Source organism: Micromonospora echinospora (genome assembly GCF_900091495.1).
GTDB lineage: Bacteria > Actinomycetota > Actinomycetes > Mycobacteriales > Micromonosporaceae > Micromonospora > Micromonospora echinospora.
In genome coordinates, this window is the sequence record NZ_LT607413.1 from 2,999,990 (window position 1) to 3,021,496 (window position 21,507).

General features: G+C 73.7%; 20 protein-coding genes. 16 read left to right on the top strand and 4 right to left on the bottom strand.

The features are described 5' to 3' along the window. Nucleotides 1-28: 28 nt before the first annotated feature. The 5 genes from GA0070618_RS13840 to GA0070618_RS13860 all read left to right on the top strand — a co-directional run bounded on the left by GA0070618_RS13840 (nt 29) and on the right by GA0070618_RS13860 (nt 5,384). Entirely contained in the window at nt 29-337 is a 309-nt protein-coding gene (locus GA0070618_RS13840; protein WP_088982007.1) for an MGMT family protein, read from the top strand. 57 nt (nt 338-394) lie between these two features. Next, nucleotides 395-1,825 (top strand): MFS transporter, encoded by a 1,431-nt coding sequence (locus GA0070618_RS13845; RefSeq protein ID WP_088982008.1) that lies wholly within the window; start codon nt 395-397, stop codon nt 1,823-1,825. Further along, nucleotides 1,822-3,330 carry a pyridoxal phosphate-dependent decarboxylase family protein gene (locus GA0070618_RS13850; RefSeq protein ID WP_088982009.1) on the top strand — a complete coding sequence of 503 codons (1,509 nt, stop codon included), beginning with the start codon at nt 1,822-1,824 and terminating at the stop codon, nt 3,328-3,330. Before GA0070618_RS13845 ends, GA0070618_RS13850 begins: the two co-directional genes overlap by 4 nt. 61 nt (nt 3,331-3,391) lie before the next feature. Next, nucleotides 3,392-3,976, top strand: a complete 585-nt coding sequence (locus tag GA0070618_RS13855) for an NADH-quinone oxidoreductase subunit B (protein WP_088982010.1) — start codon at nt 3,392-3,394, stop codon at nt 3,974-3,976. Nucleotides 3,977-4,067: 91 nt separating this feature from the next. Beyond that, on the top strand, nt 4,068-5,384 hold the full coding sequence (locus tag GA0070618_RS13860) for a DUF2252 domain-containing protein (RefSeq protein ID WP_088982011.1): 1,317 nt from the start codon (nt 4,068-4,070) through the stop codon (nt 5,382-5,384). Nucleotides 5,385-5,456: 72 nt separating this feature from the next. Here GA0070618_RS13860 and GA0070618_RS13865 read toward each other — a convergent pair whose 3' ends face one another. Further along, the gene (locus GA0070618_RS13865) at nt 5,457-6,503 is read right to left on the bottom strand and encodes a glucose 1-dehydrogenase (RefSeq protein WP_088985510.1); all 1,047 of its coding nucleotides are present in this window, start codon (nt 6,501-6,503) and stop codon (nt 5,457-5,459) included. 141 nt (nt 6,504-6,644) lie between these two features. Here GA0070618_RS13865 and GA0070618_RS13870 point away from each other — a divergent pair, with 141 nt between their 5' ends. Both GA0070618_RS13870 and nuoH read left to right on the top strand, forming a co-directional pair. Continuing rightward, nucleotides 6,645-7,445, top strand: a complete 801-nt coding sequence (locus tag GA0070618_RS13870) for an NADH-quinone oxidoreductase subunit C (protein ID WP_088982012.1) — start codon at nt 6,645-6,647, stop codon at nt 7,443-7,445. Next, nucleotides 7,445-8,407 (top strand): NADH-quinone oxidoreductase subunit NuoH, encoded by a 963-nt coding sequence (gene nuoH / locus GA0070618_RS13875; RefSeq protein ID WP_088982013.1) that lies wholly within the window; start codon nt 7,445-7,447, stop codon nt 8,405-8,407. The genes GA0070618_RS13870 and nuoH overlap by 1 nt, the downstream gene beginning before the upstream one ends. A gap of 114 nt (nt 8,408-8,521) precedes the next feature. Here nuoH and GA0070618_RS13880 read toward each other — a convergent pair whose 3' ends face one another. Both GA0070618_RS13880 and GA0070618_RS13885 read right to left on the bottom strand, forming a co-directional pair. Continuing rightward, complete coding sequence (locus GA0070618_RS13880) at nt 8,522-9,781, bottom strand: S8 family peptidase (RefSeq protein WP_231931736.1); 1,260 nt, start codon at nt 9,779-9,781, stop codon at nt 8,522-8,524. Between the two features lie 218 nt (nt 9,782-9,999). Next, on the bottom strand, nt 10,000-11,067 hold the full coding sequence (locus GA0070618_RS13885) for a glutathione S-transferase family protein (RefSeq protein WP_088982015.1): 1,068 nt from the start codon (nt 11,065-11,067) through the stop codon (nt 10,000-10,002). Nucleotides 11,068-11,252: 185 nt separating this feature from the next. Between GA0070618_RS13885 and GA0070618_RS13890 the strand changes: the two genes are divergently transcribed. Further along, on the top strand, nt 11,253-11,675 hold the full coding sequence (locus tag GA0070618_RS13890) for an ester cyclase (protein ID WP_088982016.1): 423 nt from the start codon (nt 11,253-11,255) through the stop codon (nt 11,673-11,675). Here the strand turns inward: GA0070618_RS13890 and GA0070618_RS13895 are convergent. Continuing rightward, nucleotides 11,656-12,231 carry a Uma2 family endonuclease gene (locus tag GA0070618_RS13895; protein ID WP_088982017.1) on the bottom strand — a complete coding sequence of 192 codons (576 nt, stop codon included), beginning with the start codon at nt 12,229-12,231 and terminating at the stop codon, nt 11,656-11,658. The genes GA0070618_RS13890 and GA0070618_RS13895 overlap by 20 nt on opposite strands. Nucleotides 12,232-12,346: 115 nt before the next feature. Here GA0070618_RS13895 and GA0070618_RS13900 point away from each other — a divergent pair, with 115 nt between their 5' ends. The 8 genes from GA0070618_RS13900 (at nt 12,347) to GA0070618_RS13935 (ending at nt 21,498) form a co-directional block, all read left to right on the top strand. Then, on the top strand, nt 12,347-12,928 hold the full coding sequence (locus GA0070618_RS13900; RefSeq protein ID WP_088982018.1) for a NuoI/complex I 23 kDa subunit family protein: 582 nt from the start codon (nt 12,347-12,349) through the stop codon (nt 12,926-12,928). After that, the gene (locus tag GA0070618_RS13905) at nt 12,925-13,554 is read left to right on the top strand and encodes an NADH-quinone oxidoreductase subunit J family protein (RefSeq protein ID WP_088982019.1); all 630 of its coding nucleotides are present in this window, start codon (nt 12,925-12,927) and stop codon (nt 13,552-13,554) included. Before GA0070618_RS13900 ends, GA0070618_RS13905 begins: the two co-directional genes overlap by 4 nt. After that, on the top strand, nt 13,551-13,928 hold the full coding sequence (nuoK, locus tag GA0070618_RS13910; RefSeq protein ID WP_088982020.1) for an NADH-quinone oxidoreductase subunit NuoK: 378 nt from the start codon (nt 13,551-13,553) through the stop codon (nt 13,926-13,928). Before GA0070618_RS13905 ends, nuoK begins: the two co-directional genes overlap by 4 nt. Next, nucleotides 13,925-15,835, top strand: a complete 1,911-nt coding sequence (locus GA0070618_RS13915; protein WP_088982021.1) for an NADH-quinone oxidoreductase subunit 5 family protein — start codon at nt 13,925-13,927, stop codon at nt 15,833-15,835. The genes nuoK and GA0070618_RS13915 overlap by 4 nt, the downstream gene beginning before the upstream one ends. Nucleotides 15,836-15,878: 43 nt before the next feature. Beyond that, nucleotides 15,879-17,441: a complex I subunit 4 family protein gene (locus GA0070618_RS13920; RefSeq protein WP_088982022.1), complete on the top strand. Its 1,563-nt coding sequence runs from the start codon at nt 15,879-15,881 to the stop codon at nt 17,439-17,441. A 55-nt stretch (nt 17,442-17,496) separates the two neighbouring features. Next, nucleotides 17,497-18,957 carry an NADH-quinone oxidoreductase subunit N gene (locus tag GA0070618_RS13925; RefSeq protein WP_088982023.1) on the top strand — a complete coding sequence of 487 codons (1,461 nt, stop codon included), beginning with the start codon at nt 17,497-17,499 and terminating at the stop codon, nt 18,955-18,957. Nucleotides 18,958-19,102: 145 nt separating this feature from the next. Continuing rightward, nucleotides 19,103-19,978: a zinc metalloprotease HtpX gene (htpX, locus tag GA0070618_RS13930; RefSeq protein ID WP_088985511.1), complete on the top strand. Its 876-nt coding sequence runs from the start codon at nt 19,103-19,105 to the stop codon at nt 19,976-19,978. A gap of 254 nt (nt 19,979-20,232) precedes the next feature. Further along, nucleotides 20,233-21,498 carry an MFS transporter gene (locus GA0070618_RS13935; protein WP_088982024.1) on the top strand — a complete coding sequence of 422 codons (1,266 nt, stop codon included), beginning with the start codon at nt 20,233-20,235 and terminating at the stop codon, nt 21,496-21,498. The last annotated feature ends 9 nt before the right edge of the window (nt 21,499-21,507 follow it).

Below are 21,507 nucleotides of genomic sequence, written 5' to 3' on the forward strand. Positions count from 1 at the left end.
CGCCGCCGTTCCCATATCGTGGCTGCCCATGACACCCGAGGAGTACGTCGAGGCGGTGCTGGATCTGGTAGAGCGGATCCCGCCGGGGCGGGTGATGTCGTACGGCGGGGTCGCCGACGCGTTGGCGGAACGCAGCGGACGCGCCTCGGCCCGACTGGTCGGATCGATCATGGCCCGCCACGGCGGAGGGGTGCCCTGGCACCGGGTCGTCAACGCGGCGGGCCGCCTCCCGCCCGGTCACGAGCGGGAGGCGCGGGCCCGGCTGCGCGCCGAGGGCACCCCGCTGCGCGGCGACCGGGTGGACATCACCACCGCCGCCTGGCAGCCGGAGGAATGAGCGCCGCCCGCACCCGAGGACGTGACGATAGACACAATGTGAGTACCATTCGGCTCCATGGACGCGCCGTCGGCTGAGCTGCCCCGTCGGGTGCACCTCGGCTATGCCCTCGGCTCCCTGGCGACCGGGGCCTTCGGCACGGTGCCGGGGTTGCTGCTGCTGCCGTACCTCACCGACACCCTGGGCGTCGCGGCCGGCGTGGCCGCCCTGCTGGTGCTCCTGCCCAAGGCGTGGGACGTGCTGGTGAACCCGGTCGCCGGACGCATCTCCGACCGGACCCGGTCCCGCTGGGGCGCGCGCCGGCCGTACCTCCTCCTCGCCGGGATCGCCCTCGCGGTGCTGTTCGCCGCGATCTTCGCCGCGCCGCTCGGCACCGGCCCGGCCGCCGCGGTGTACGTCGCGGTCGCCTTCCTGGCCACCGCGACCGCGTTCGCCTTCTTCCAGGTGCCGTACGTGGCGATGCCGGCCGAGCTGACCGGCGACTACGCCGAGCGGACCCGGCTGATGAGCTGGCGGATCGCCGTCCTGGCGGTGGCCATCCTGGTCTCCGGCGCGGTCGCGCCGCTGGTGGTCACCGCCGGCGGGGACGGCGTTCCCGGGCACCGCTGGATGGGGGTGTTCGTGGCGGCCCTGATCGTGACGGGTGCGCTCGGCGCGTTCCTCGGCACCCGTGGCGCCCCGGCCGGCGAGGTCGGGGAGAGCGAGCCGACCCTGCGCGCGCAGCTCGCCGTCGCCGGCCGCAACCGCCCGTTCCGGTTGCTGCTGATCTGCTTCGTGGTGCAGTCGGCCGGGGTGGCGACCATCCTCGCCGGGGTCAACTACTTCGCCGACCAGATCCTGGTCGACCCGGAGACCGGACCGACCCTGCTGTTCGCGTGCTTCGTCGGCCCCGCCCTGCTGGTCATGCCGATCTGGACCCGGGTCGGCGCGCGGGTGGGCAAACGTGCGGCGCTGGTCGCCGCGTCGGTGCTCTTCGCGGCCGGCGCGCTGGCGCTCGCCGCCGCGCCGGTGCTTCCCCCGGCCGTGGTCTACCCGCTGGTCGCGGCGATCGGGTGCGGCTACGCCGGGCAGCAGGTCTTCGCGCTGGCCATGCTCCCCGACTGCATCGCGTACGACACCGCACGCACCGGCCGCCGCCAGGCGGGCGTGTTCACCGGGCTCTGGACGGCGGGGGAGACCTTCGGTCTGGCTCTCGGCCCCGGCATCTTCGGGCTGGTGCTCCAGCTCTCCGGGTACGTCTCCTCGGCGACCGGCTCGGCGGCGGCCCAGTCCGACACCGCCCGCCTCGGCGTGCTGCTCGGCTTCACCGTGCTGCCCGCGCTGCTGGTCGGCCCGGCCGTGCTGCTGCTGCGCCGCTACGACCTGACCGCCGAGCGGCTCGCCGCCGCCGAGCAGAACGCCGAGCAGGCCATCGCCGAGGAGGCCACGGGCCGGGCCGCCACCGAGCGGACCGCCGACCGCGTACAGAAGGGGAGCGCCAGCCGATGACCGACGACCTGAGGACGGCTCCGGGTGACCCGGCGGACGCGGTGCCGTCGGCGTTGCCGGCGCGGGGCGTACCGGCGGAGCAGGTGCTCGCCGAGATCCGGGCGCTGCGTGCCGCCGACCGGCCCACCCACGGCGGACGCCTCTTCGCCTACGTCTACGACCCGGCGGTGCCCGGCCTGGACGACCTGACCAGCGCCGCCCACGCGGGCAGCGCGCACGTCAACGGGCTCGACCCGACCGCCTTCCCGTCCCTGTTGGCGATGGAGAACGCGCTGGTCGGGGCGGCGGTGAAGCTGCTCGGCGGTGGGCCGGGCACGGCCGCCCCGGACGCGGTGGGCAGTGTCACCAGCGGGGGCACCGAGTCGCTGATCCTGGCGGTGAAGGCCGCCCGGGACGCCCGCCCCGACGTCGCCGAGCCCCGGATCGTGGTGCCGGTCAGCGCGCACGCGGCGTTCGCCAAGGCGGCGCACTACCTGCGGGTGGCGCTCGACCCGGTGCCCGTGTCGCCCCGGACGCTGCGGCCGGAGGTGGCCGACGTGGCCGCCGCGATCCGTCCGGAGACGGTGCTGGTGGCCTGCTCCGCGCCCTCGTACGCGCACGGGGTGGTCGATCCGGTGGAGCAGATCGCGGCGGTGGCCGCCCGGTCCGGGGTGCGCTGCCACGTGGACGCCTGCTTCGGCGGTTGGACCCTGCCGTACCTGCGTCGGCTCGGTCTGCCGGTGCCCCCGTTCGACCTCTCCGTGCCCGGGGTCACCTCGATCTCGGTGGACCTGCACAAGTACGCGTACGCCCCGAAGGGCGTGTCGGTGCTGCTGCACCGGGACCCGGCGCTGCGCGCCCCGCAGTATTTCGCCTTCGCCGACTGGCCCGGCTACACGATGATCAACCCGGTGATCGCCTCCACCCGTTCCGGTGGGCCGATCGCCGCCGCGTACGCCACCCTGCGGCACATCGGCGACGCCGGCTACGTCGAGCTGGCCGGCCGTACCGTCGAGGCGGTCCGCCACCTGGCGGCCTCGGTGCGGGGCACCGAGGGACTGCGGCTGATGGCCGAACCGGAGTCCACCGTCGTCTGCTTCACCAGCACCGACCCCGGACTCGACCTTTTCGTCCTGGTCGACGAGCTGACCGCGCGGGGCTGGCACACCCAACCCCAGATGACGTACGGCGAACTGCCGGCGAGCGTCCACCTGACCGTCACCGCCTCGGTGGCCCCGAAGGTCGCCGAGTTCGGCCCGGACCTGGCCGACGCGGTGGCGGCGGCCCGGGCGGCCGGCCCGGTCCGGCTGCCGGCGGAACTGCTCAGCCTGGCAGCCGGGCTCAGCCCGGACGCGCTCACGCCCGAGCTGGTGGCGGGTCTCGCCGAAGGGCTCGGCCTGGGTGGGGCCGGGGGCCTGCCGGACCGGACGGCCACGGTGAACACGCTGCTCGACGCTGCCCCGCCCGCCCTGCGTGAACGGTTGCTGGTCGAGTTCGTCGGCCTGCTCCAACGCCCCACCTACTGATCCCGGGTGCTCCCGGCACGCTGTGGTTGACTGTTGGTCGGGGCGACGGGAGGAGACCGAGGTGCAGTTGCCGGGAGTGCTCGGTGAGCCGATCCGGTTCGTGCTCAACTGGGGCCGCCGCTACTCGCTCTGGGTCTTCAACTTCGGGCTGGCCTGCTGTGCGATCGAGTTCATCGCCACCAGCATGGGACGGCACGACTTCATGCGGCTCGGCGTGATCCCCTTCGCGCACGGCCCCCGTCAGGCCGACCTGATGGTGGTCTCCGGCACGGTCACCGACAAGATGGCCCCGGCGATCAAGCGTCTCTACGACCAGATGCCCGAGCCGAAGTACGTCATCTCCTTCGGCGCCTGCTCGAACTGCGGTGGGCCGTACTGGGACTCGTACTCGGTGACGAAGGGGGTCGACCAGCTCATCCCGGTCGACGTCTACGTGCCCGGCTGCCCGCCCCGGCCGGAGGCGCTGCTGCACGGCATCCTGCGCCTCCAGGAGAAGATCGCCGCCGAGCAGTCCGGCATCGGCGGGGTGCCACGCCCGGACCCGCTGGCCTCCCCGGCGGACGCCCCGTCGCCGGACTCCGCGTCGCCGCCCCGCCCGGTCGAGTCGCTCACCGCGCCGGTGGTCCGCCCGCCTTCGGAGCACTGATCCGCCGCCCTGCGACCGGGTGACCAGGGCCGCCGTTCCGGTCGGCGGGCGAAGATCAAGCAGTGGTGACCGGGGACTAGCGTGAGCGTCCATGAGCCAGACCCTGGACCGCCGGTCCGCCCACATCGTCGACGTCCTGATCGAGGAGTTCGGGCCGTCGATGGCCCTCGACCCGGCCGCCTTCCGGCGCAAGTTCCGCAAGATGGCCGCCTCGCCGTTCGCCTTCTACCGGGGCAGCGCCTCGCTCTTCTACGCCGACCAGGTCGGCGAGTACGCCGACGACCGGTTCCTCGACGAGCGGACCAGCCGGGTGTGGATCCACGGTGACCTGCACGCGGAGAACTTCGGCACCTACATGAACGCCTCCGGGCAGCTGGTGTTCAACGTCAACGACTTCGACGAGGCGTACGTCGGCCCCTTCTCCTGGGACCTGAAACGGTTCGTGGCGAGCGTGGCGCTGATCGGGTACGCCAAGGCCCTCTCCGACCAGGTGATCAGCGACCTGGTGCGGGCGTTCGCCCGGTCGTACCTGACCGAGCTGCGGGCCATCGCGCACGGCGGGGACGACGCGATCGGCTCGATCACCCTGGACAACGCGGACGGCGTGCTGCGCCGTGTGCTCCAGCAGGCCCGGCTGAACACCCGGGTCGACCTGCTCGCCGCGCAGACCACCGTCGACAACTACGAGCGCCGCTTCTCCCTCGGCGACGGGGTCTACGAGGTCGACGAGGCGACCCGGGAGGCGGTCTGCCAGTCGTTCCACAGTTACCTGGACACGCTGCCCGCCTCCAGCGCCCGGCTGCGTCCGGTCGCCGCGCACGTCAAGGACGTGGTGCTGCGCAAGGGCGTGGGCATCGGCTCGGCCGGGCTGCCGTCGTACAACCTCCTGCTGGAGGGGCACACCCAGGCGTTGGAGAACGACGTCGTCATCTACATGAAGCAGGCCCAGGTGCCCGCCGTGGCCCGGCACATCGACGACGAGGGCGTCCGTGGCTACTTCCGGCACCAGGGGCACCGGACGGCCGAGTCGCAGCGGGCACTCCAGGCGCACGCCGACCCGTGGCTGGGTTTCACCGAGCTGAACGGGGTGGGCCAGCTGGTCGCCGAGGTGTCCCCGTACGCCGCCGACCTGGACTGGGCCGACGTCAACGAGCCGGAGGAACTGGCCGGGGTGATCGCCGACCTGGGCCGGGCGGTCGCCCGGATGCACTCGGTCGCCGACGACGAGTCCAGCCACGACCTGGTCGACTACTCCACGGAGGAGGCGATCGTCGCCGCCGTCGACGCCGACGAGCAGGGCTTCGTGACGTACCTGACGGAGTTCGCCCACACGTACGGGCTCCAGGCCCGCCGGGACCACCAGCTCTTCGTCGACCTGTTCCGCAACGGCCAGCTGCCCGGCCTCTGAGGTGCCCGGCCGCTGAGCCCGCTCCGCTGACCCGGCCTGCTCCGCCGACCCGACCCGGTCGGCCCGGTCGGGTCAGCGGGCGAAGTCCAGCACCACCTTGATGTCGTCCATCCCGGGGTGGTACGCCTCGGCGTACGCCTCGACCGGGAGCCGGCGGGTGACCAGGCTGCCGAGCCAGGACGGGTCGGCCCGGCCGAGGGCCTCGGCGGCCAGCTCCCAGTGCCGGCGGTTGGCGTTCACCGAGCCGAAGACGACGGTGTTCTCCAACACCATCGCCCGGTTCAGCGCGCCCGCGTCGAAGTCGATGATCCGCCCGCCGCTGGAGACACCGGTGAGGCAGACGATGCCGACCGGGGCGGCCTTGCACATCACGTCCAGCACCACGGTCGGAGCGCCGGTGCACTCCACCGTGATGTCGGGTTCGAAGTCCAGCTCGTCGACCGTGCTCGTGTGGTACGTCGCGCCGAGCGCCCGTACCAGCGCCGGTTTCGGTCCGGTCGGGGCGCGGTCCAGCACGTGCACGGTCAGCCCGCGCTGGCTGGCCAGCAGCGCGGCGAGCAGACCGATCGGGCCGGCCCCGGCGACCAGGACGTTCTGCGGCTGCCACTCGGCCCGCTGGCTGATCCGGTCGATGTGGTCCCACGCCTTGGCCACCACGCTGGCCGGTTCGAGGAGCACCCCGACGTCAGCCAGGTCGGGATGCAGGCCGATGGCGAACTTCGGGGAGAGGCGCCAGCGGTCCCGGGCGAAGCCGGGCAGCGCCTTGATGCCGTGTTCGGTGTAACGGCCGTTGCGGCACATGTCCCACTCGTCGACCGCGCAGTTGGCGCAGGGCACCGGGTCGGGGTGGCGGACGATCCCGGCGACGAGGTCGCCGGGGTGCAGGGTGCCGGTCGGGTCCTCCAGCACCCGGCCCAGCGACTCGTGCCCGATCACCAGGCGGTCGGCCCCCGGGGGCACCTCGCCGTACTCCCCGGCGACGATTTCGTGGTCGGTGCCGCAGATGCCCACGGCGAGCGCCTCGACCAGGATCGCCCCCTCCTCGGGGTGCGGTTCCGGCCAGGCGTCGTCGAGTCGCAGGGAGTCCGCCACCCCGGGTGCCACCGTTATCGCCCGCACCACCCGATCCTCCCCGTTCCCACCTCCGCACACATCGCGTTACCGCAGTTGATCATGAAGATGGCGGCGCGGCACGCCACCAACTCCATGATCAACCGATGGGGGCGGGTGCGGGGACCGGGTGGGCCATAGGATCGGGGCATGGAGGCGGAGGGAGTCGGGCGGCGGCTGGTCGAGCTGGTCGCGGACGAGGCGGCGGTCGCGGGCATCTCCGGCGGCCAGGCGTACGCTCGCGCGACCGTCGACGTGCCGCCGGCGCGCTGGCGGGATGCGCTGCGCGCGGCGCGGGACGACGCCGAGCTGGCCTGCGACTTCTTCGACTGGCTCTCCGCCGTCGACGAGCTGGACGCGGGCTTCGACGTGGTGACCCACCTCTGGTCGACCACACACCGGCACGGGGTCCTGCTGCGCACCCGGGTGCCCCGGCAGGCCGCCGAGGTGGCGTCGGTGGTGGACGTCTACCCCGGCGCGGCCTGGCACGAGCGCGAGACACACGAGATGTTCGGCATCGCGTTCGCCGGGCACGAGGGACTCCGCCCGCTGCTGTTGCCGCCGCAGTTCGAGGGGCATCCGCTGCGCAAGGAGTTCGTGCTCGCCTCCCGGGTGGCGAAACCGTGGCCGGGGGCGAAGGAACCGGGCGAGTCGGAGGCCGGCGGTGGCCGCCGGGCCGTCCGCCCGCCGGGCGTCCCCGCGCCGGGGGAGTGGGGTTCCACGCCGACCCCGGCCGGTGCCGGCGGCGTCGGGGAGGGGCCGCGCGGCGGCACGCCCGCCCGCCCGGCCCGCCGACCCCCGGGCGACCGCCCGCCCCGAGGCGACCGGCCGCAGCGGCCTGCCGCCGGCGACCCACCCCAGCGGCCTTCCCCTGACGGCCCACCCCAGCGGCCTGCCGCCGGCGACCGCCCGCCGCGGCCCGCGCCCGGTGACGACGGGGGTACGCTCTGATGCCGCTCTGGCTGGAGCTGACCCTGCGGGTGGTCGGGGTGCTCGCTGCCTTCCTGGTCCTGCCGCTCGTCGTGGGGCAGGCCGAGCACAAGGTGATGGCCCACATGCAGGGCCGGCTCGGCCCGATGTACGCCGGTGGCTTCCACGGCTGGGCGCAACTCGTCGCCGACGGCATCAAGTTCGTGCAGAAGGAGGACGTCACCCCGCGTGCGGCGGACCGCCCGGTGTTCCGGCTGGCCCCGGCGGTGGCGCTGGTGCCGTACCTTCTCGCCCTGCTGGTGATCCCGCTCGGCCCCGGCGACCTGGTCGGGCAGCCGCTGGACATCGGCCTCTTCTTCGTCCTGGCCGTGGTCGGGGTCGGCGTGGTGGCGGTGCTCATGTCGGCCTGGGCGTCGGCCAACAAGTACAGCCTTCTCGGCGGCCTGCGCGGTGCCGCCCAGCTGCTCGGCTACGAGCTGCCCCTGGTGCTGGCCGCCGCGTCGGTGGCGATGGCGGCCGGCACGCTCAGCCTGTCCGGCATCGTCGAGGCGTGGCAGCCGTGGTGGCTGCTCTGGCAGGCCCCCGCGATGGTGGTGTTCTTCGTCGCCGGGCTCGCCGAGATCCGGCGACCCCCGTTCGACATGCCGATCGCCGACTCCGAGCTGGTCTTCGGCTACATGACCGAGTACACCGGCCTGCGGTTCGCCTTCTTCCTCCTCGCCGAGTACGTCGGCATCGTGGTGATCGCCGCGCTGACCACCGTGCTCTTTCTCGGGGGCTGGCAGGGCCCCTTCGGCGACGAGTACCTCGGTTGGCTCTGGACGTTGCTGAAGGTCTTCGCCGTCTCGTTCGTGATTATCTGGCTGCGGGTGTCGTACCCCCGGCTCCGGGAGGACCAGCTCCAGCGCCTGTGCTGGCTGGTCCTGGTGCCGGTCGCGCTCGGCCAGCTCGTCCTGACCGCCGCCGTCCGCGTGGCGACGTGAGTCGGGTCGCCCGCTGACGCTCGGCCGGCAGAAGGATGCCCCGCCTCCCGGGTTGGAGACGGGGCACTTTCCCGCCGGCGGCCGGGCGAGGTCACGCCCGGGCGGCCGGCGCGGTCACGGGGCGGCGTAGAGCAGGCGGTTCGGTGACCCGGTGCCCGGGTTGATCACGACGCCCGTGGTGGCGGCCGCGATCAACGCGCTCTTGGCCGTCGCGATCGTGGCCGTGGGGTTGAGCTGCCGGTACCGGGCCAGCCACCCGCTGACGTGCGGCGCCGCCATCGAGGTGCCGGACCAGCCGGAGGCGACCGCGGTGTTCGAGGCGATGCCGGCCGACGTGATGCTCACGCCGGGGGCGAAGATGTCGACGCACGTGCCGTAGCTGGAGAACGAGGCCCGGGTGTCGGTGGAGTCGGTCGCGGCGACGGTGACCCCCCGGGCCGAGCGCGGGCCGTTCGTGCAGGCGTCGGTGTTGAAGTTGTTGGCGATGAAGACCGTGTGCACTCCCTCGTCGATCAGGTTCTCCACGGCGGTGTTCGGGGTGGTGCCGTAGCCCTGGAGACTGAAGTTCGCCACCGAGACCGGGTCGTGGTTGGCGGCGATCCAGTCGATGCCCTCGATCAGGTCCGACGTCCAGCCGGTGTTGTCGCACTGGAGGACCCGTACCGCCTTGATCGTGACGGACTTGGCGACGCCGTACGTCGCGCCGCCCACGGTGCCGGCCACGTGCGTACCGTGACCGTGGCAGTCGTTGGTGCCGTTGCCGTCGCCGACCGCGTCGTAGACCCCGCTGGCCCGGGTGCCGAAGTCGACGTGGGTGGCCCGGATACCGGAGTCGACCACGTAGACCGTGACGCCGGAGCCGGTCGAGGTGTACCCGAAGCTGTTGTTCAGCGGCAGGTAGTGCTGGTCGATGCGGTCCAGCCCCCACGACGGCGGGTTCGGCTGGGTGGCCTGCGTCGACACGTCACTGGTCAGGCCGCCCCGGATGCGGGTGTCCCGCTCGACGTACGCCACGGCGGGGTCGTTGCGCACCGCGGCGAGGGCGGCCGGGGGCAGGTGGGCCGCGTACCCGTCGAGGACCTGCGTGTAGCGGGTCAGCACGGTGCCGCCGGCCCGCTCCGCGACGGAGGCGACGCGCGCCTGCGCGGTCCGCGCGGCCCGGTCGGTGCCGGCCGGCGCATCGGAGAGCACCACGATGTACCGGTCCGGCGCGGCCTCCGGCCCGCCCGCCCGCAACGGGGCGGGCACGGGCCGCTCCGGCGTCGCCGCACGCGGGGCTGCCGCCGCCGGAGCGGTGACGGCGGCCACGAGCGCAACGACGACCATGCCGGCCAGTACGCCCCGGCGTACCGTTCTGCCACCTGGCTTCCGCAAGGTTCGATCCTCCTCAGGAATCGTCGTCCACAGTGGACACTGTGGTCGGACGTCGGCCGACGCGAGCCGGCCGAATCGCCAACAATTCGATCAGGTTCGATTGAACGTTATGTTAAGGCGTGAGGAATGTCGATGTCTTTGCGGTGTTCCGGGTGCCTGTGGAACCGCCCGCCCCACCCGGACGGCCAGGCGGGACGGGAGGGCATCCAGGGCCGATGTCAGCCCAGCGGGGTGTGCGCGGGGTCGACCCGCTCGGCCGCCGGGGGCGGCGGGGGTGGGGTGCCGTCACCGAACGGACGGCCGCCCAGTTCCTCCCGGCCGTGCGGGGTCAGCCAGTTCGCCAGGTCCGGCCCGAGCGGCACGACCCCGGTCGGGTTGATGTCCCGGTGCACCTCGTAGTAGTGCCGCTTGATGTGGTCGAAGTCGATCGTGTCGCCGAAGCCGGGAGTCTGGAACAGGTCCCGCGCGTACGCCCACAGCACCGGCATCTCGGTGAGCTTCTGCCGGTTGCACTTGAAGTGGCCGTGGTAGACCGGGTCGAAACGGACCAGCGTGGTGAACAGCCGCACGTCGGCCTCGGTGATGGTGTCCCCGACGAGGTAGCGCTGGCCGGCCAGCCGGTCGCTCAACCAGTCCAGCCGCTCGAAGAGCCGGCGGTACGCCCGCTCGTACGCCTCCTGGCTGCCGGCGAAGCCGCACCGGTAGACGCCGTTGTTGACGTCCTTGAACACCAGCGCGTTGACCTCGTCGATCTCGGCGCGCAACCGGTCCGGGTAGAGGTCCGGGGCACCCGGCCGGTGGTGCGCGGTCCACTCCGTCGACAGGTCCAGGCTCATCTGCGCGTAGTCGTTGGTGACCACCTGCCCGGTCGGCTCGTCCACGATCGCCGGCACGGTGATGCCCCGGTCGTAGCCGGGGAAGCGCTTGAAGTAGGACTCGGCCAGCCGTTCGACGCCGAGCACCGGGTCCCGGCCGTCCGGGTCCAGGTCGAAGGTCCAGCTCCGCTTGTCGTGCGTGGGGCCGGCCACCGCCATCGAGATGGGCTCCTCCAGGCCGAGCAGCCGCCGGACGATGATCAGCCGGTTCGCCCACGGGCAGGCCCGGCTCACCGCCAGCCGGTACCGGCCGGGCTCCACCGGATAGCCGTCCCGCCCGTCGGCGGTGATCCGGGTGGCGATGTAGCGCTGGTCGCGGGTGAACTCGCCTCCCGGCTCGACGTACTTGCCCCCGTTCCGCTGCAGGACCTCGTCGTCGCTCGTCGTCGAGCCGCTGCCGGTGTCGCTCACGTCGCCCCCTCGCGGTGCGCCAGATCGTCTGCCGTCCCCATCATGTCCGATCCGCCGACGGCGGGCCCGCCGACTCACGCCCGCCGACTCACGCGCCGCCGGCCGTCGCGGTGGGCCGTCCGCCGGCCGTCGCCGTCGGGCGTCCGTCGGCCGGGCCGCCGACCGTCCACGGCTAGGCTCGCCGGGTGACCGACCTGGAGGCCCTGGCCCGTCGCCTCGTCACCGACGTCTGGAACGGCGGCCGGGAGGAGACGGCGTATGACCTCATCGCGCCGGAGTGCCCGGGGCTGGGCGGGACCGGCCCGGCGGCGACGCTGGCCTGGCACCGGGACCGCCGGGCGGCCTTCCCCGACCTCCGCTACAAGATCGTGGACGTGGCGGCCGGTGGCGACCGGGTCGCGGTACGGTGGCGGGCCGCCGGCACCCAGACCGGGCAGTTCGGGCCGGTGCCGCCGACCGGACAGGTGGTCAGCTACTCCGGGGCGAGCTTCCTGCGGTTCGACCCGCACGGCCGGATCGTGGACGTGTGGAGCGTCAACGAGCTGTTCCAGCTCCTGCTGCAACTCGGTGTGGAGGTGTTGCCGCCGGTCACCGGCCCCGGGGCGTGATCCGGGCGATCGGCAGGTTCACCGGGAACGGCTCCCCGGTGTCGACGACCTTCGTCCACCGCCCGGTCTCGGTGTAGACCTCGTCCACCGGGTCGATCCGGGACGTGTAGACCACGATTGCCTCGTCCTCCACCTCGACCCGCCAGTAGTACGGGATGCCCGCCTGGGCGTAGAGCGCCGGCTTCAGCACCCGGTCGATCGAGCGGGTGCTCGGCGAGACGATCTCCACCGCCAGCATCACCTGGTGCGGCGCGTAGTGGGCGGGGTTGCCGGCGGCGGCCTCGGCGGTGGTGACCAGCACGTCCGGGATGAACGACCGGGTGCGGTTGAGCCGCACCTCGACCGCCTGGGTCACGTCGTACTCGTCGGGACACTCCTCTTCCAGCGCGACCATCAGGCGGCCGGCGATGGTCTGGTGGAGCCGGGTGGGGGAGGGGGACACGAGCAACACTCCATCGAGCAGTTCACGGCGACGCCCGTCGTCGGGTTGCGCGTCCAGATCGTCGGTCGTCCACCCGCCCTCGGGCGGATCGTCGTTCTGCAGCGCGGCGGTCATCGGGCTGTCCTTTCGCGGTGCCTACCGGTGCGTCGTTCTCCCCACCGGTCACGGTACCGCCGGCAACTGCCGGGTGGTGGTCGCGCACGCCGGGGACACAGGGCAGGATGGCGACATGAGTGACAGCGGTGTGCCCGGAAGCGGACTGGCGAAGGGACTGGCGGTCACGCTGAAGACGATGACCCGCCGCTCGACCACCCAGCAGTACCCGGACGTGGCCCCCGAACTGCCGCCCCGCTCCCGTGGGGTGATCGCCCTGCTGGCCGAGAACTGCACGGTCTGCATGCTCTGCGCCCGGGAGTGCCCGGACTGGTGCATCTACATCGACTCGCACAAGGAGGAGGTGGCCGTGCCCGGCGCGGCCCGCCCCCGCCAGCGCAACGTGCTCGACCGGTTCGACATCGACTTCTCGCTCTGCATGTACTGCGGCATCTGCGTCGAGGTCTGCCCGTTCGACGCGCTCTACTGGTCGCCCGAGTTCGAGTACGCCGAATACGACATCCGGGACCTCCTGCACGACAAGGACCACCTGGGGCAGTGGATGGCGACCGTCCCGCCGCCGCCCGCGCACGACCCGAACGGGGAACCCTCCAAGGAGGAGACCACCGCCGCGCGCAAGGCCGCCGCCGGGCCCGCCCCCGCCGCCGGACCGACCCGGGCCCGCCCCGACGGCGGCACGGAGGGGACCCGACAGTGACCGGTGTGGACGTGCTGCTGCTCGCGCTCGGCGCGGTGGCGGTCGGTGCCGGCGCCCTGGTGGTGACCACGCGCCACCTGGTCCGGGCCGGTCTCCACCTGGTGGTCTGCCTCGGCGCGCTGGCCGGGATGTACCTCGTGCTCACCGCCGAACTGGTCGCCTGGGTGCAGGTGCTGATCTACGTCGGCGCGGTGGTGGTGCTGCTGCTCTTCGCGGTGATGCTCACCCGTGCCCCGATCGGGGCCTCCGACGACCTGGACCGGCCCGGTTGGCCGGCCGCCCTGGTCGGCGGCGGCACCGGTCTGGGGCTGAGCGCGCTGCTGATCGACGCGTACCGGTGGACGACGGTGGAGCTGCCCGAGGCGGGCACCGCCGAACGCCTCGGCGCGGAGATCTTCGGCAGTTGGGTCCTCCCGTTCGAGCTGCTCTCGGTGCTGCTGCTCGCCGCCCTGGTCGGGGCGGTCGTCATCTCCCGCCCCGACATCGGCTCGCCCGTCGCCCGGCCGGACGACGACGCGACCGCCGACCGGCGCACCGACGACGTGACGCGGGAACGACCGGAGGCCGACGACGTGACGCGGGAACGACCCGGGACCGACGGTTCGGCGGCCGGGGACGTCCGATGAGGCCGGTCATCCCGTACGTCACCGCCGCCCTGCTCTTCGGGCTCGGCGTCTACGGCGTGCTGCGCCGGCGCAACGCCGTGCTGGTGCTGATGGCCGTCGAACTGATGCTGAACGCGGTCAACCTGATCCTGGTCACCGCCGACACCACCGTCCGGGCCGCCCTGCCGCACGGCGGGCAGGTCTTCGCGCTGTTCGTGATCGTCCTCGCCGCCGCCGAGATCGGTGTGGGGCTGGCCATCGTGCTCCAGCTCTACCGGCTGCGGGCCACCGTCGCGGTGGACGAGGTCCCGCTCACCGAGCGTCCCGAGCCGGCCGGGCGCCCCGAGCACGCCCGTCCCGAGTCGGCCGAGCGCCCCGAGGAGGCCGCCCGGTGAACCGTGTCCAGACCCTCGGCGCGCTGCTGCCGGCCGTACCGCTGGTGGCCGGGTTGACCGGGCTGCTGCTGGCGCCCTCCCCGCGTGGCCGGGCCGGCGGCGGGGAGCGGGCCCGGCGGGTGGCGATCGGCCTCGGGGTGGCCGGGGCGGCGGGGGCGCTGCTGCTCGCGGTGGCCCTGCTGGTCACCCTCGACGGCCCGACCGAGCACACCCGGACCTGGATCGAGCTGGGCGACCTGCGGGTGACCCTCGGCGTCCGGCTGGACGGCGCGGCGGCACTGGTCGCGGTCGCGGTGGCCGCGGTCGCGCTCGCCGTCCAGGTCTACTCGGTGGCCTACCTGCGGCGCGGCCCGGACGACGACGTCGAGGTCGACCACCGCTACCCGCCCTACGCGGCGCAGATCAGCCTCTTCACCGGCGCCATGCTGCTGGTGGTGGTCTCCGGTGACCTGATCCCGCTGCTGGTCGGCTGGGAGGTGATGGGCGTCTGCTCCTACCTGCTCATCGCCCACGACCGGCGGCTGCCGCAGGCCCCGGCCGCCGCGATGAAGGCGTTCCTGGTCACCCGGGTCGGTGACGTGGGCTTCCTTCTCGGCATCGCACTGCTCGGGGTGAGCGCCGGCAGCTTCCGGATCGCCGACGTGCTCGCCCACGACCACGCCACCGGCACGCTCACCGCCGCCTGCCTGCTGCTGCTCGCCGGGGTGGCCGGCAAGAGCGCCCAGTTCCCGCTGCACACCTGGCTGCCGGACGCGATGGCCGGTCCCACCCCGATCTCCGCGCTGATCCACGCCGCGACCATGGTCGCCGCCGGCGTGTACGCGGTCACCCGCCTGTACCCGCTGTTCGAGGCGGCCCCTGTCGCGCTGGCGGTGCTCGGCGTCATGGGCGCGGTCACCCTGCTGCTCGGCGCGTTCGCCGCCACCGCCCAGGACGACCTGAAACGGGTGCTCGCCTGGTCCACGGTCTCCCAGATCGGCTACATGACCGGCGCGCTGGCCGTCGGCTCCTCCTCGGCGGCCCTGTTCCACCTGCTCACCCACGCCGCGTTCAAGGCGCTGCTCTTCCTCGCCGCCGGTGCGGTGATCCACGCGGTCGGCACCACGCTGATGTCCGGCATGGGTGGACTGCGCCGGCAGATGCCGGTCACCTTCTGGTGCACCCTGGTCGGGCTCGCCGCGCTGGCCGGGGTGCCGCCGCTCTCCGGCTTCTTCAGCAAGGAGGGCGTGCTCGCCGCCGCCGAGGACGCCGCCCGGCACGGCGGCGGCCCGGCCCCGACCTGGGTCGGCTGGCTGGTCTGGCTCGCCGGCCTGGTCGGCGTCGCGGTCACCGCCTGGTACGCCACCCGGCTGCTGCTGCGCACGTTCCTCGGCGCCAGCCGGGCACCGCTGGCCCACCCGCACGACCCGCCGGCGGCGATGCGGTGGCCGATCCTGCTGCTCGCCGTGCCGGCCGCCCTGCTCGGCCTGGCCGGCTTCACCCCCGCCCTGACCGACCGGCTCGGCGCTGACGGGGACCTGGTCCACCTCGGCCCCGAACTGCTGCTGCCGCTGGCGTTGCTGCTGGCCGGGGCGGGGCTCGCCGGGTGGCGGTGGCGGCGCGACCCCACCGCCGACCCGGCGTCCGCGCTCGGCCCGCTGCGGCCGGTGTTCGCCGCCGCGTTCCGGCTCGACGACGCCCAGCACACCCTGGTGGTACGCCCGGTCGTCGGCCTGGCCCGGCTCGCGCGCACCGGAGACGAACGGGTGGTGGACGGGGCGGTCGAGGGGAGCGGGCGTGCCGCCACCGGCCTCGGCGGCGGACTGGCCGCGCTGCACCGGGCGGCCCTGCCCCGGGCGGCGGTGGCGGTGCTGGCCGGCGTCCTGCTCATCGGCCTCGCCGCTGTCCTGGTCGGAGGTGTCGCATGACGACCCACCCGTTCTGTCCGCCCGGTCGGCCCGGGGGTGTCGCGTGACGGCCGGTCAGGTCCTGCTGGTGGCGGTGCTGGCGCTGCCCGCGCTCGGCGCGGTGCTGGCCGCCGCGCTGCCGGGCGACCGGGCCGGTCGGCTGGCCGGCACGGCAGCCGCCGCGCTCACCCTGGTCGCGGCGGCGCTGCTCGCCACCGGCGACGGCACCTGGACGGCGTACACGGCGGACACGCCCGGGGTGCTCCCCTGGCACCGGCTCGACGTGCCCTGGGTGCCCGCCCTGGAGCTGCGGTTCCACCTCGGCGTGGACGGCATCTCGTACCCGCTGGTCGTGCTGACCGCCCTGCTCACCCTGCTCTGCTGCGGGTACTCCCTCTGGCGGGTCCCCGACGGCGGCCGGGGGAGCGTCCTGGTCGCCCTGCTGCTGGTGATCGAGGTCGGCATCCTCGGCACCTTCCTCGCCCTCGACCTGGTCCTCTTCTTCCTCTTCTTCGAGGTCGTCCTGCTGCCCATGTACGCGGTGATCGCCGGTTGGGGCGGCACGGGCGGTGCCGGGCCGTCCCGACGACACGCCGCCTACCGGCCGGTGGACCGGGACGCGGCCCGCGCGGCGGCCCGCAAGTTCGCCCTCTACACCCTCGCCGGATCGGTGCTGCTGCTGGTCGGGGTGTACGTCGTGGTGTCGGCCGCCGGCACCGCCGACATCGTGGCGCTGACCGGCGGGTCGGAGCTGTCCCGGGGCACCCAGTTGGCCGCGTTCATCCTGCTCGGGCTGGCCTTCGCGGTGAAGAGCCCGCTCTGGCCGCTGCACTCCTGGCTGCCCGACGCGCACACCCGGGCCCCCACCGTCGGCAGCGTGATCCTCGCCGGGGTGCTGCTCAAGATGGGCACGTACGGCCTGGTCCGGGTCGCCGTCGGGGTGGCCCCGGAGGGGGCCCGCTGGGCCGCGCCGGCGCTCGGCGTGCTCGCCGTCGCGGCGATCCTCGTCGGCTCGCTGGTCTGCCTCGCCCAGGACGAGCTGAAGCGGCTGATCGCGTACTCCAGCGTGGGACACATGGGCTTCGTGCTGCTCGGCATCGCCACGCTCACCGCCACCGGCATCCAGGCGGCCCTGATCGGCAACGTCGCGCACGGTGTGATCACCGGTCTGCTCTTCTTCCTCGCCGGAGCGATCAAGGACCGTACCCACACCGGCGAGCTGGCCGACCTGTCCGGGCTGCGGGAGACCGCACCCCGCCTCGCCGGGCTGCTCGCCTTCGCCGCAGTAGCCTCGCTCGGCCTGCCCGGGCTCGCCGGCTTCTGGGGCGAGGCGTTCGCCGTGGTGGCCGCCATCGAGGTCGGTGGGGCGCTCTGGATCACGCTCGGCGTGCTCGCCGCGGTCGGCGGGGCGCTCACCGCCGCGTACCTGCTGCGGCTGCTGCGCCGGGTCACCCACGGGCGACCCGGCCCGGCGGTGGCGGGTCTCTCCCCGGGTCTCGCCGGGGCGGAACTCGTCGCCTGGGCCCCGCTGGTGCTGCTCGCCCTGGTCATCGGACTGGTGCCGACGCTGGTGCTCGGCGTGGCCGAGGCGCCGGTCGAGGCCCTGCTGGAGGTGGTGCACCCGTGAGCGCGAGGAGTGCGGCGGAGCGGATCCCCGCAGCCACGAACGAAAGGCGGGCCCGGTGAGCCTCGTCCAGTCGGTCGACCACGTGGCGCTGCTGCCCGGGTACCTGTCCGCCGGGACGGCCGTCCTCGTGCTCCTGGTCGACCTGCTGTTGGCCCGGCCGCGCGCCACGGTGGCGGCTGCCGCGTTCGGCGCGACCGCCACCGCGCTCGGCGCGGCGCTGGTCGCCGCCGGCGGCGACCGGGGGACGTTCTGCGTCGCCGACGGCTGTTCCTGGGTCGCCGACGACCGGGCCGGACTGGTCGGGACGGTCTTCGCCCTGCTCACCCTCGGTGTGCTGGCGCTCTCCGGTCCGCTGCTGCGCGGCGGTCGGGTGCCGGTGGGGGAGTTCTGCTTCCTGCTCGCCTGCTCGATGACCGGCGGCGTCGTGCTCGGCGCGGCCGGCGACCTGATCACCCTGATCGTGGCGCTGGAGACGCTCACCCTGCCGCTCTACGTGCTGGTCGGGCTGCGTCGGGGCAGCCTGGCCGGGGCCGAGGCGGCGGTGACCTTCTTCGTGGTCAGCGTGGTGGCCACCACGGTCACCCTGCTCGGCGCGGCACTGCTCTACGCGGTCACCGGCCGGCTGCACCTGCGTCCGCTCGGCGCGGCGCTGGCCGACGGCACGCTGCTCGACCTGCCGCTGACCACGGTCGCGGTGACGCTGGTGGTGCTCGGGCTGGCGTTCAAGGTGGCGGCGGTGCCGTTCCACGCCTGGGCGCCGGCCACCTACGACGGTGCGCCGGTGCCGGTGGCCGCGTACCTGTCGACCGCCTCGAAGCTCGGCGGGGTGGTCGCGCTGCTCGCCGTGGTCCAGTACGCGCTGCCGGCGACCGTCACCGGTCCGGTGCTCGCCCTGCTGGCCGCGCTCACCATGACCGTCGGCAACCTGGTGGCGCTGCGGCAGCGGCGGATGGTCCGGCTGCTCGCCTGGTCCTCAGTGGCCCAGGCCGGCTACATCCTCGCCCCGCTGGGCGCGCTGGCGCTGGCCGCCGGGCGCACCGCCGACGCCCGGGCCGCCGCGTACGCCGCCGCCGTGGCGTACGCGGTCTTCTTCGTGGTGTTGGAGCTCGCCGCGTTCGCGGGCGTGGTGGCGTTGCGCCCGGACGGCGCGGACGGCGGCACGATCGAGCAGTACCGGGGCGTGGCGCGGCGACACCGCTTCGTGGGGGCGGCGTTCGGGCTGGCCCTGGTCGGGCTGGCCGGGTTGCCGCCGGGCCTGGCCGGGCTGTTCGCCAAGGTGACCGTGGTCCGGTCGCTGGTGGCGGGCGGGTCGGGCTGGTTGGCCCTGGTGGTGGCGGTGAACGCGGTCGTCGGCCTGGCCTACTACCTGCGCGTCGCCGCGACCCTGTACGCCTCACCGACCGAGTCGGCGCCCTCCCGCACTCCGTCACGGAGCGTCATTGTCGCGCTGGCGGCTGCCAGCGCCGTAGCGGTTGTGCTCGGTCTGGCCCCGCAGCTCCTGTTCGATCTGGTCTAGCCGGGGCGTCCTTCTCCGGGTGGTCGCGGTGCCTTCGCGTGCCGTTCTCAGGTTACTCACAGTCATGAGAGGGATGGTTGCGGGGTACCGGGTTGTTGTCACCGGTTGACGGATCCCGGCGGATCCGGGCACCGAAGGAGTGATCGTGCACCACAACCGTCTCAAGACCGCCGCGTTGCTCGGCCTGCTCACCTCGCTGATCCTCGCGGTCGGCTACTGGTTCGGCGGCAGTGGCGGACTCGTCATCGCCGTCGTGGCGTCCCTGGTCATGAACGGCGTCACCTACTTCTACTCCGACAAGCTGGCCCTGCGGTCGATGCGGGCCCAGCCGGTCAGCGAGGCGCAGTTCCCGGAGCTGTACCGGATGGTCCGGGAGCTGGCGACCGAGGCGCGGCAGCCGATGCCCCGGCTCTACGTCAGCCCCACCGCCCAGCCGAACGCCTTCGCCACCGGCCGTAACCCGCGCAACGCTGCGGTCTGTGTCACCCAGGGGATCACCGAGATCCTCGACTACCGGGAGCTACGGGGCGTCATCGGACACGAGCTGTCGCACGTCTACAACCGGGACATCCTGATCTCCAGCGTGGCCGCCGGCCTGGCCGGCATCATCACCATGCTGGCCAACATCGCCTGGTTCATCCCGCTCGGTGGTGGGGACGACGAGGACAGCCCGAACCCGGCCGTGCTGCTGCTGACCATCATCCTCGGCCCGATCGCGGCCACGGTGATCCAGTTGGCGGTCAGTCGGAGCCGGGAGTTCCAGGCGGACGCCTCGGGGGCCCAGCTCACCCGCGACCCGCTGGCCCTGGCCAGCGCGTTGCGCAAGATCCACATGGGTACCCAGCGTCGGCCGCTCCCCGCCCAGGGGCAGCTCACCAGCACCGCGCACCTCATGATCGACAATCCGTTCAAGGGCGGCGGCATCGCCAACCTCTTCTCCACCCACCCGAAGATGGAGGAGCGGGTCCGCCGACTGGAGCAGATGGCCGCGAACAGCGGCCCGGTGCAGTTCCAGCGCTGACCGTACGCCGGGGAACCGCCCCGGCCGCCCCTGAACGCCACCCGTTCCGCCCGCGACCAGGTCCCGGTCGCGGGCGGAACCCTGTCACCCGTCCGTGACCGCTGGGGTAACCGTTTCTCCGTACTCCCGGAACAGGTTATGGTCGGACCGTCCGGCGTCAGGGTCGTAGAGCCGTCCGCCCATTACCGCGCCGCCACACACCATCACCGCTCACCGCGGGCGCGAACGGCTGCGTCCGCAGCAGAGGAGACACCGTGGCCGCACTGGGTCGGTACCGGGACGTATGGCGGATCCCCGGAGCACCGGTGTTGCTGGTCACCGGCATCATCGGCCGGCTCGGGATCGGGATGACCTCGCTGGTGCTGCTGCTGCTCGTCGAGGAGGTCACCGGGCGGTACTCGCTGGCCGCCGTGGCCGGAGCCACGTACGCCGTCGCGGGCGCCGCGTTCAGCCCGGTGGCCGGCCGGATCGCCGACCGGATCGGGCCCACCCCGGTCCTGCTCGCCACCGGGATCGCCCACCCGCTCGCCCTGGTCGGCCTGCTGCTGGCCAGCCGGTCCGGAGCCGAGGCGCTGCCCCTGATCTACGTCGCGGCGGGCGTGGCCGGTGCGACGTACCCGCCGCTCACCGCCGCGATCCGGGGCGCCTGGAACGACCTGACCACCGTCGCCAGCGGCCGCTACCACCTGCGCAACACCGCGCTGGCCGCGGAGACCACCCTCTTCGAGGTCGTCTTCGTCCTCGGCCCGCTGCTGGTGGCCGGATTCGTGCTGGTCGCCGACGCCCGGGCGGCCCTGGTCGGGGCGGCCGTGGTCACCCTGGTCGGCACCGCTGTGGTCGCCCTCGGCCGGGTGATGCGCAACTGGCAGCCGCACCCCCGGCACGCCCACGCCAAGGGGCTCGGCCCCCTGCGGGTGCCCGGCTTCCCCGCCCTGCTGCTCTGCGTCGCCGGGCTGGGCATCGCGTTCGGCGCGGCCGGCGTGACCGTCCCGGCGTACGCGAGCGCCTCGACCGACGGGGACGCGGAAAGCCTCGCCGGCGTGCTGCTCGCCGTCTGGGGAGTGGGCAGCGCGGTCGGCGGCTTCTGGTTCGGCACCCGCCGCCCGGCGAGGAACATGACCCGCCAGTTCGCCTGGCTGCTCGGTGGCGTGGGGGCCAGCTTCCTGGTCTTCGCGGCGATGCCCACCCCGCTGGCGCTCGGCGTGGCGCTGGTCGTCGGGGGAGCGACCATCGCCCCCGCGCTCACCCTGGAGAACACCATGGTCGGCCGGGTCACCCCGGCCGGCATGCTCAACGAGGCGTACACCTGGGTGGTCACCATGTCGGTCGGCGCGAGCGCCGCCGGCGGCGCGGTGGCCGGCCTGATCGTCGACCACGGTGGCGTCCCGTGGGCGTTCGTCTTCGCCGGTGCGGCGGTCCTCGTCGCGGCCGGGGTGGCGGGCCGCCCCGGCGGCTCCATCGCCCGCGCCGAGGCCCAGGCCGTACGCACCGAACACACCCTCGCCGCCGAGGCGGTCTGACCCGCGCGG

What these genes read in the sequence shown, in the direction of transcription:
- GA0070618_RS13840 (WP_088982007.1), top strand. Translation starts at nt 29, where the DNA reads ATGACACCCGAGGAGTACGTCGAGGCGGTGCTGGATCTGGTAGAGCGG.
- GA0070618_RS13845 (WP_088982008.1), top strand. Translation starts at nt 395, where the DNA reads ATGGACGCGCCGTCGGCTGAGCTGCCCCGTCGGGTGCACCTCGGCTAT.
- GA0070618_RS13850 (WP_088982009.1), top strand. Translation starts at nt 1,822, where the DNA reads ATGACCGACGACCTGAGGACGGCTCCGGGTGACCCGGCGGACGCGGTG.
- GA0070618_RS13860 (WP_088982011.1), top strand. Translation starts at nt 4,068, where the DNA reads ATGAGCCAGACCCTGGACCGCCGGTCCGCCCACATCGTCGACGTCCTG.
- GA0070618_RS13870 (WP_088982012.1), top strand. Translation starts at nt 6,645, where the DNA reads ATGGAGGCGGAGGGAGTCGGGCGGCGGCTGGTCGAGCTGGTCGCGGAC.
- nuoH (WP_088982013.1), top strand. Translation starts at nt 7,445, where the DNA reads ATGCCGCTCTGGCTGGAGCTGACCCTGCGGGTGGTCGGGGTGCTCGCT.
- GA0070618_RS13895 (WP_088982017.1), bottom strand. Translation starts at nt 12,231, where the DNA reads ATGACCGCCGCGCTGCAGAACGACGATCCGCCCGAGGGCGGGTGGACG.
- GA0070618_RS13900 (WP_088982018.1), top strand. Translation starts at nt 12,347, where the DNA reads ATGAGTGACAGCGGTGTGCCCGGAAGCGGACTGGCGAAGGGACTGGCG.
- nuoK (WP_088982020.1), top strand. Translation starts at nt 13,551, where the DNA reads ATGAGGCCGGTCATCCCGTACGTCACCGCCGCCCTGCTCTTCGGGCTC.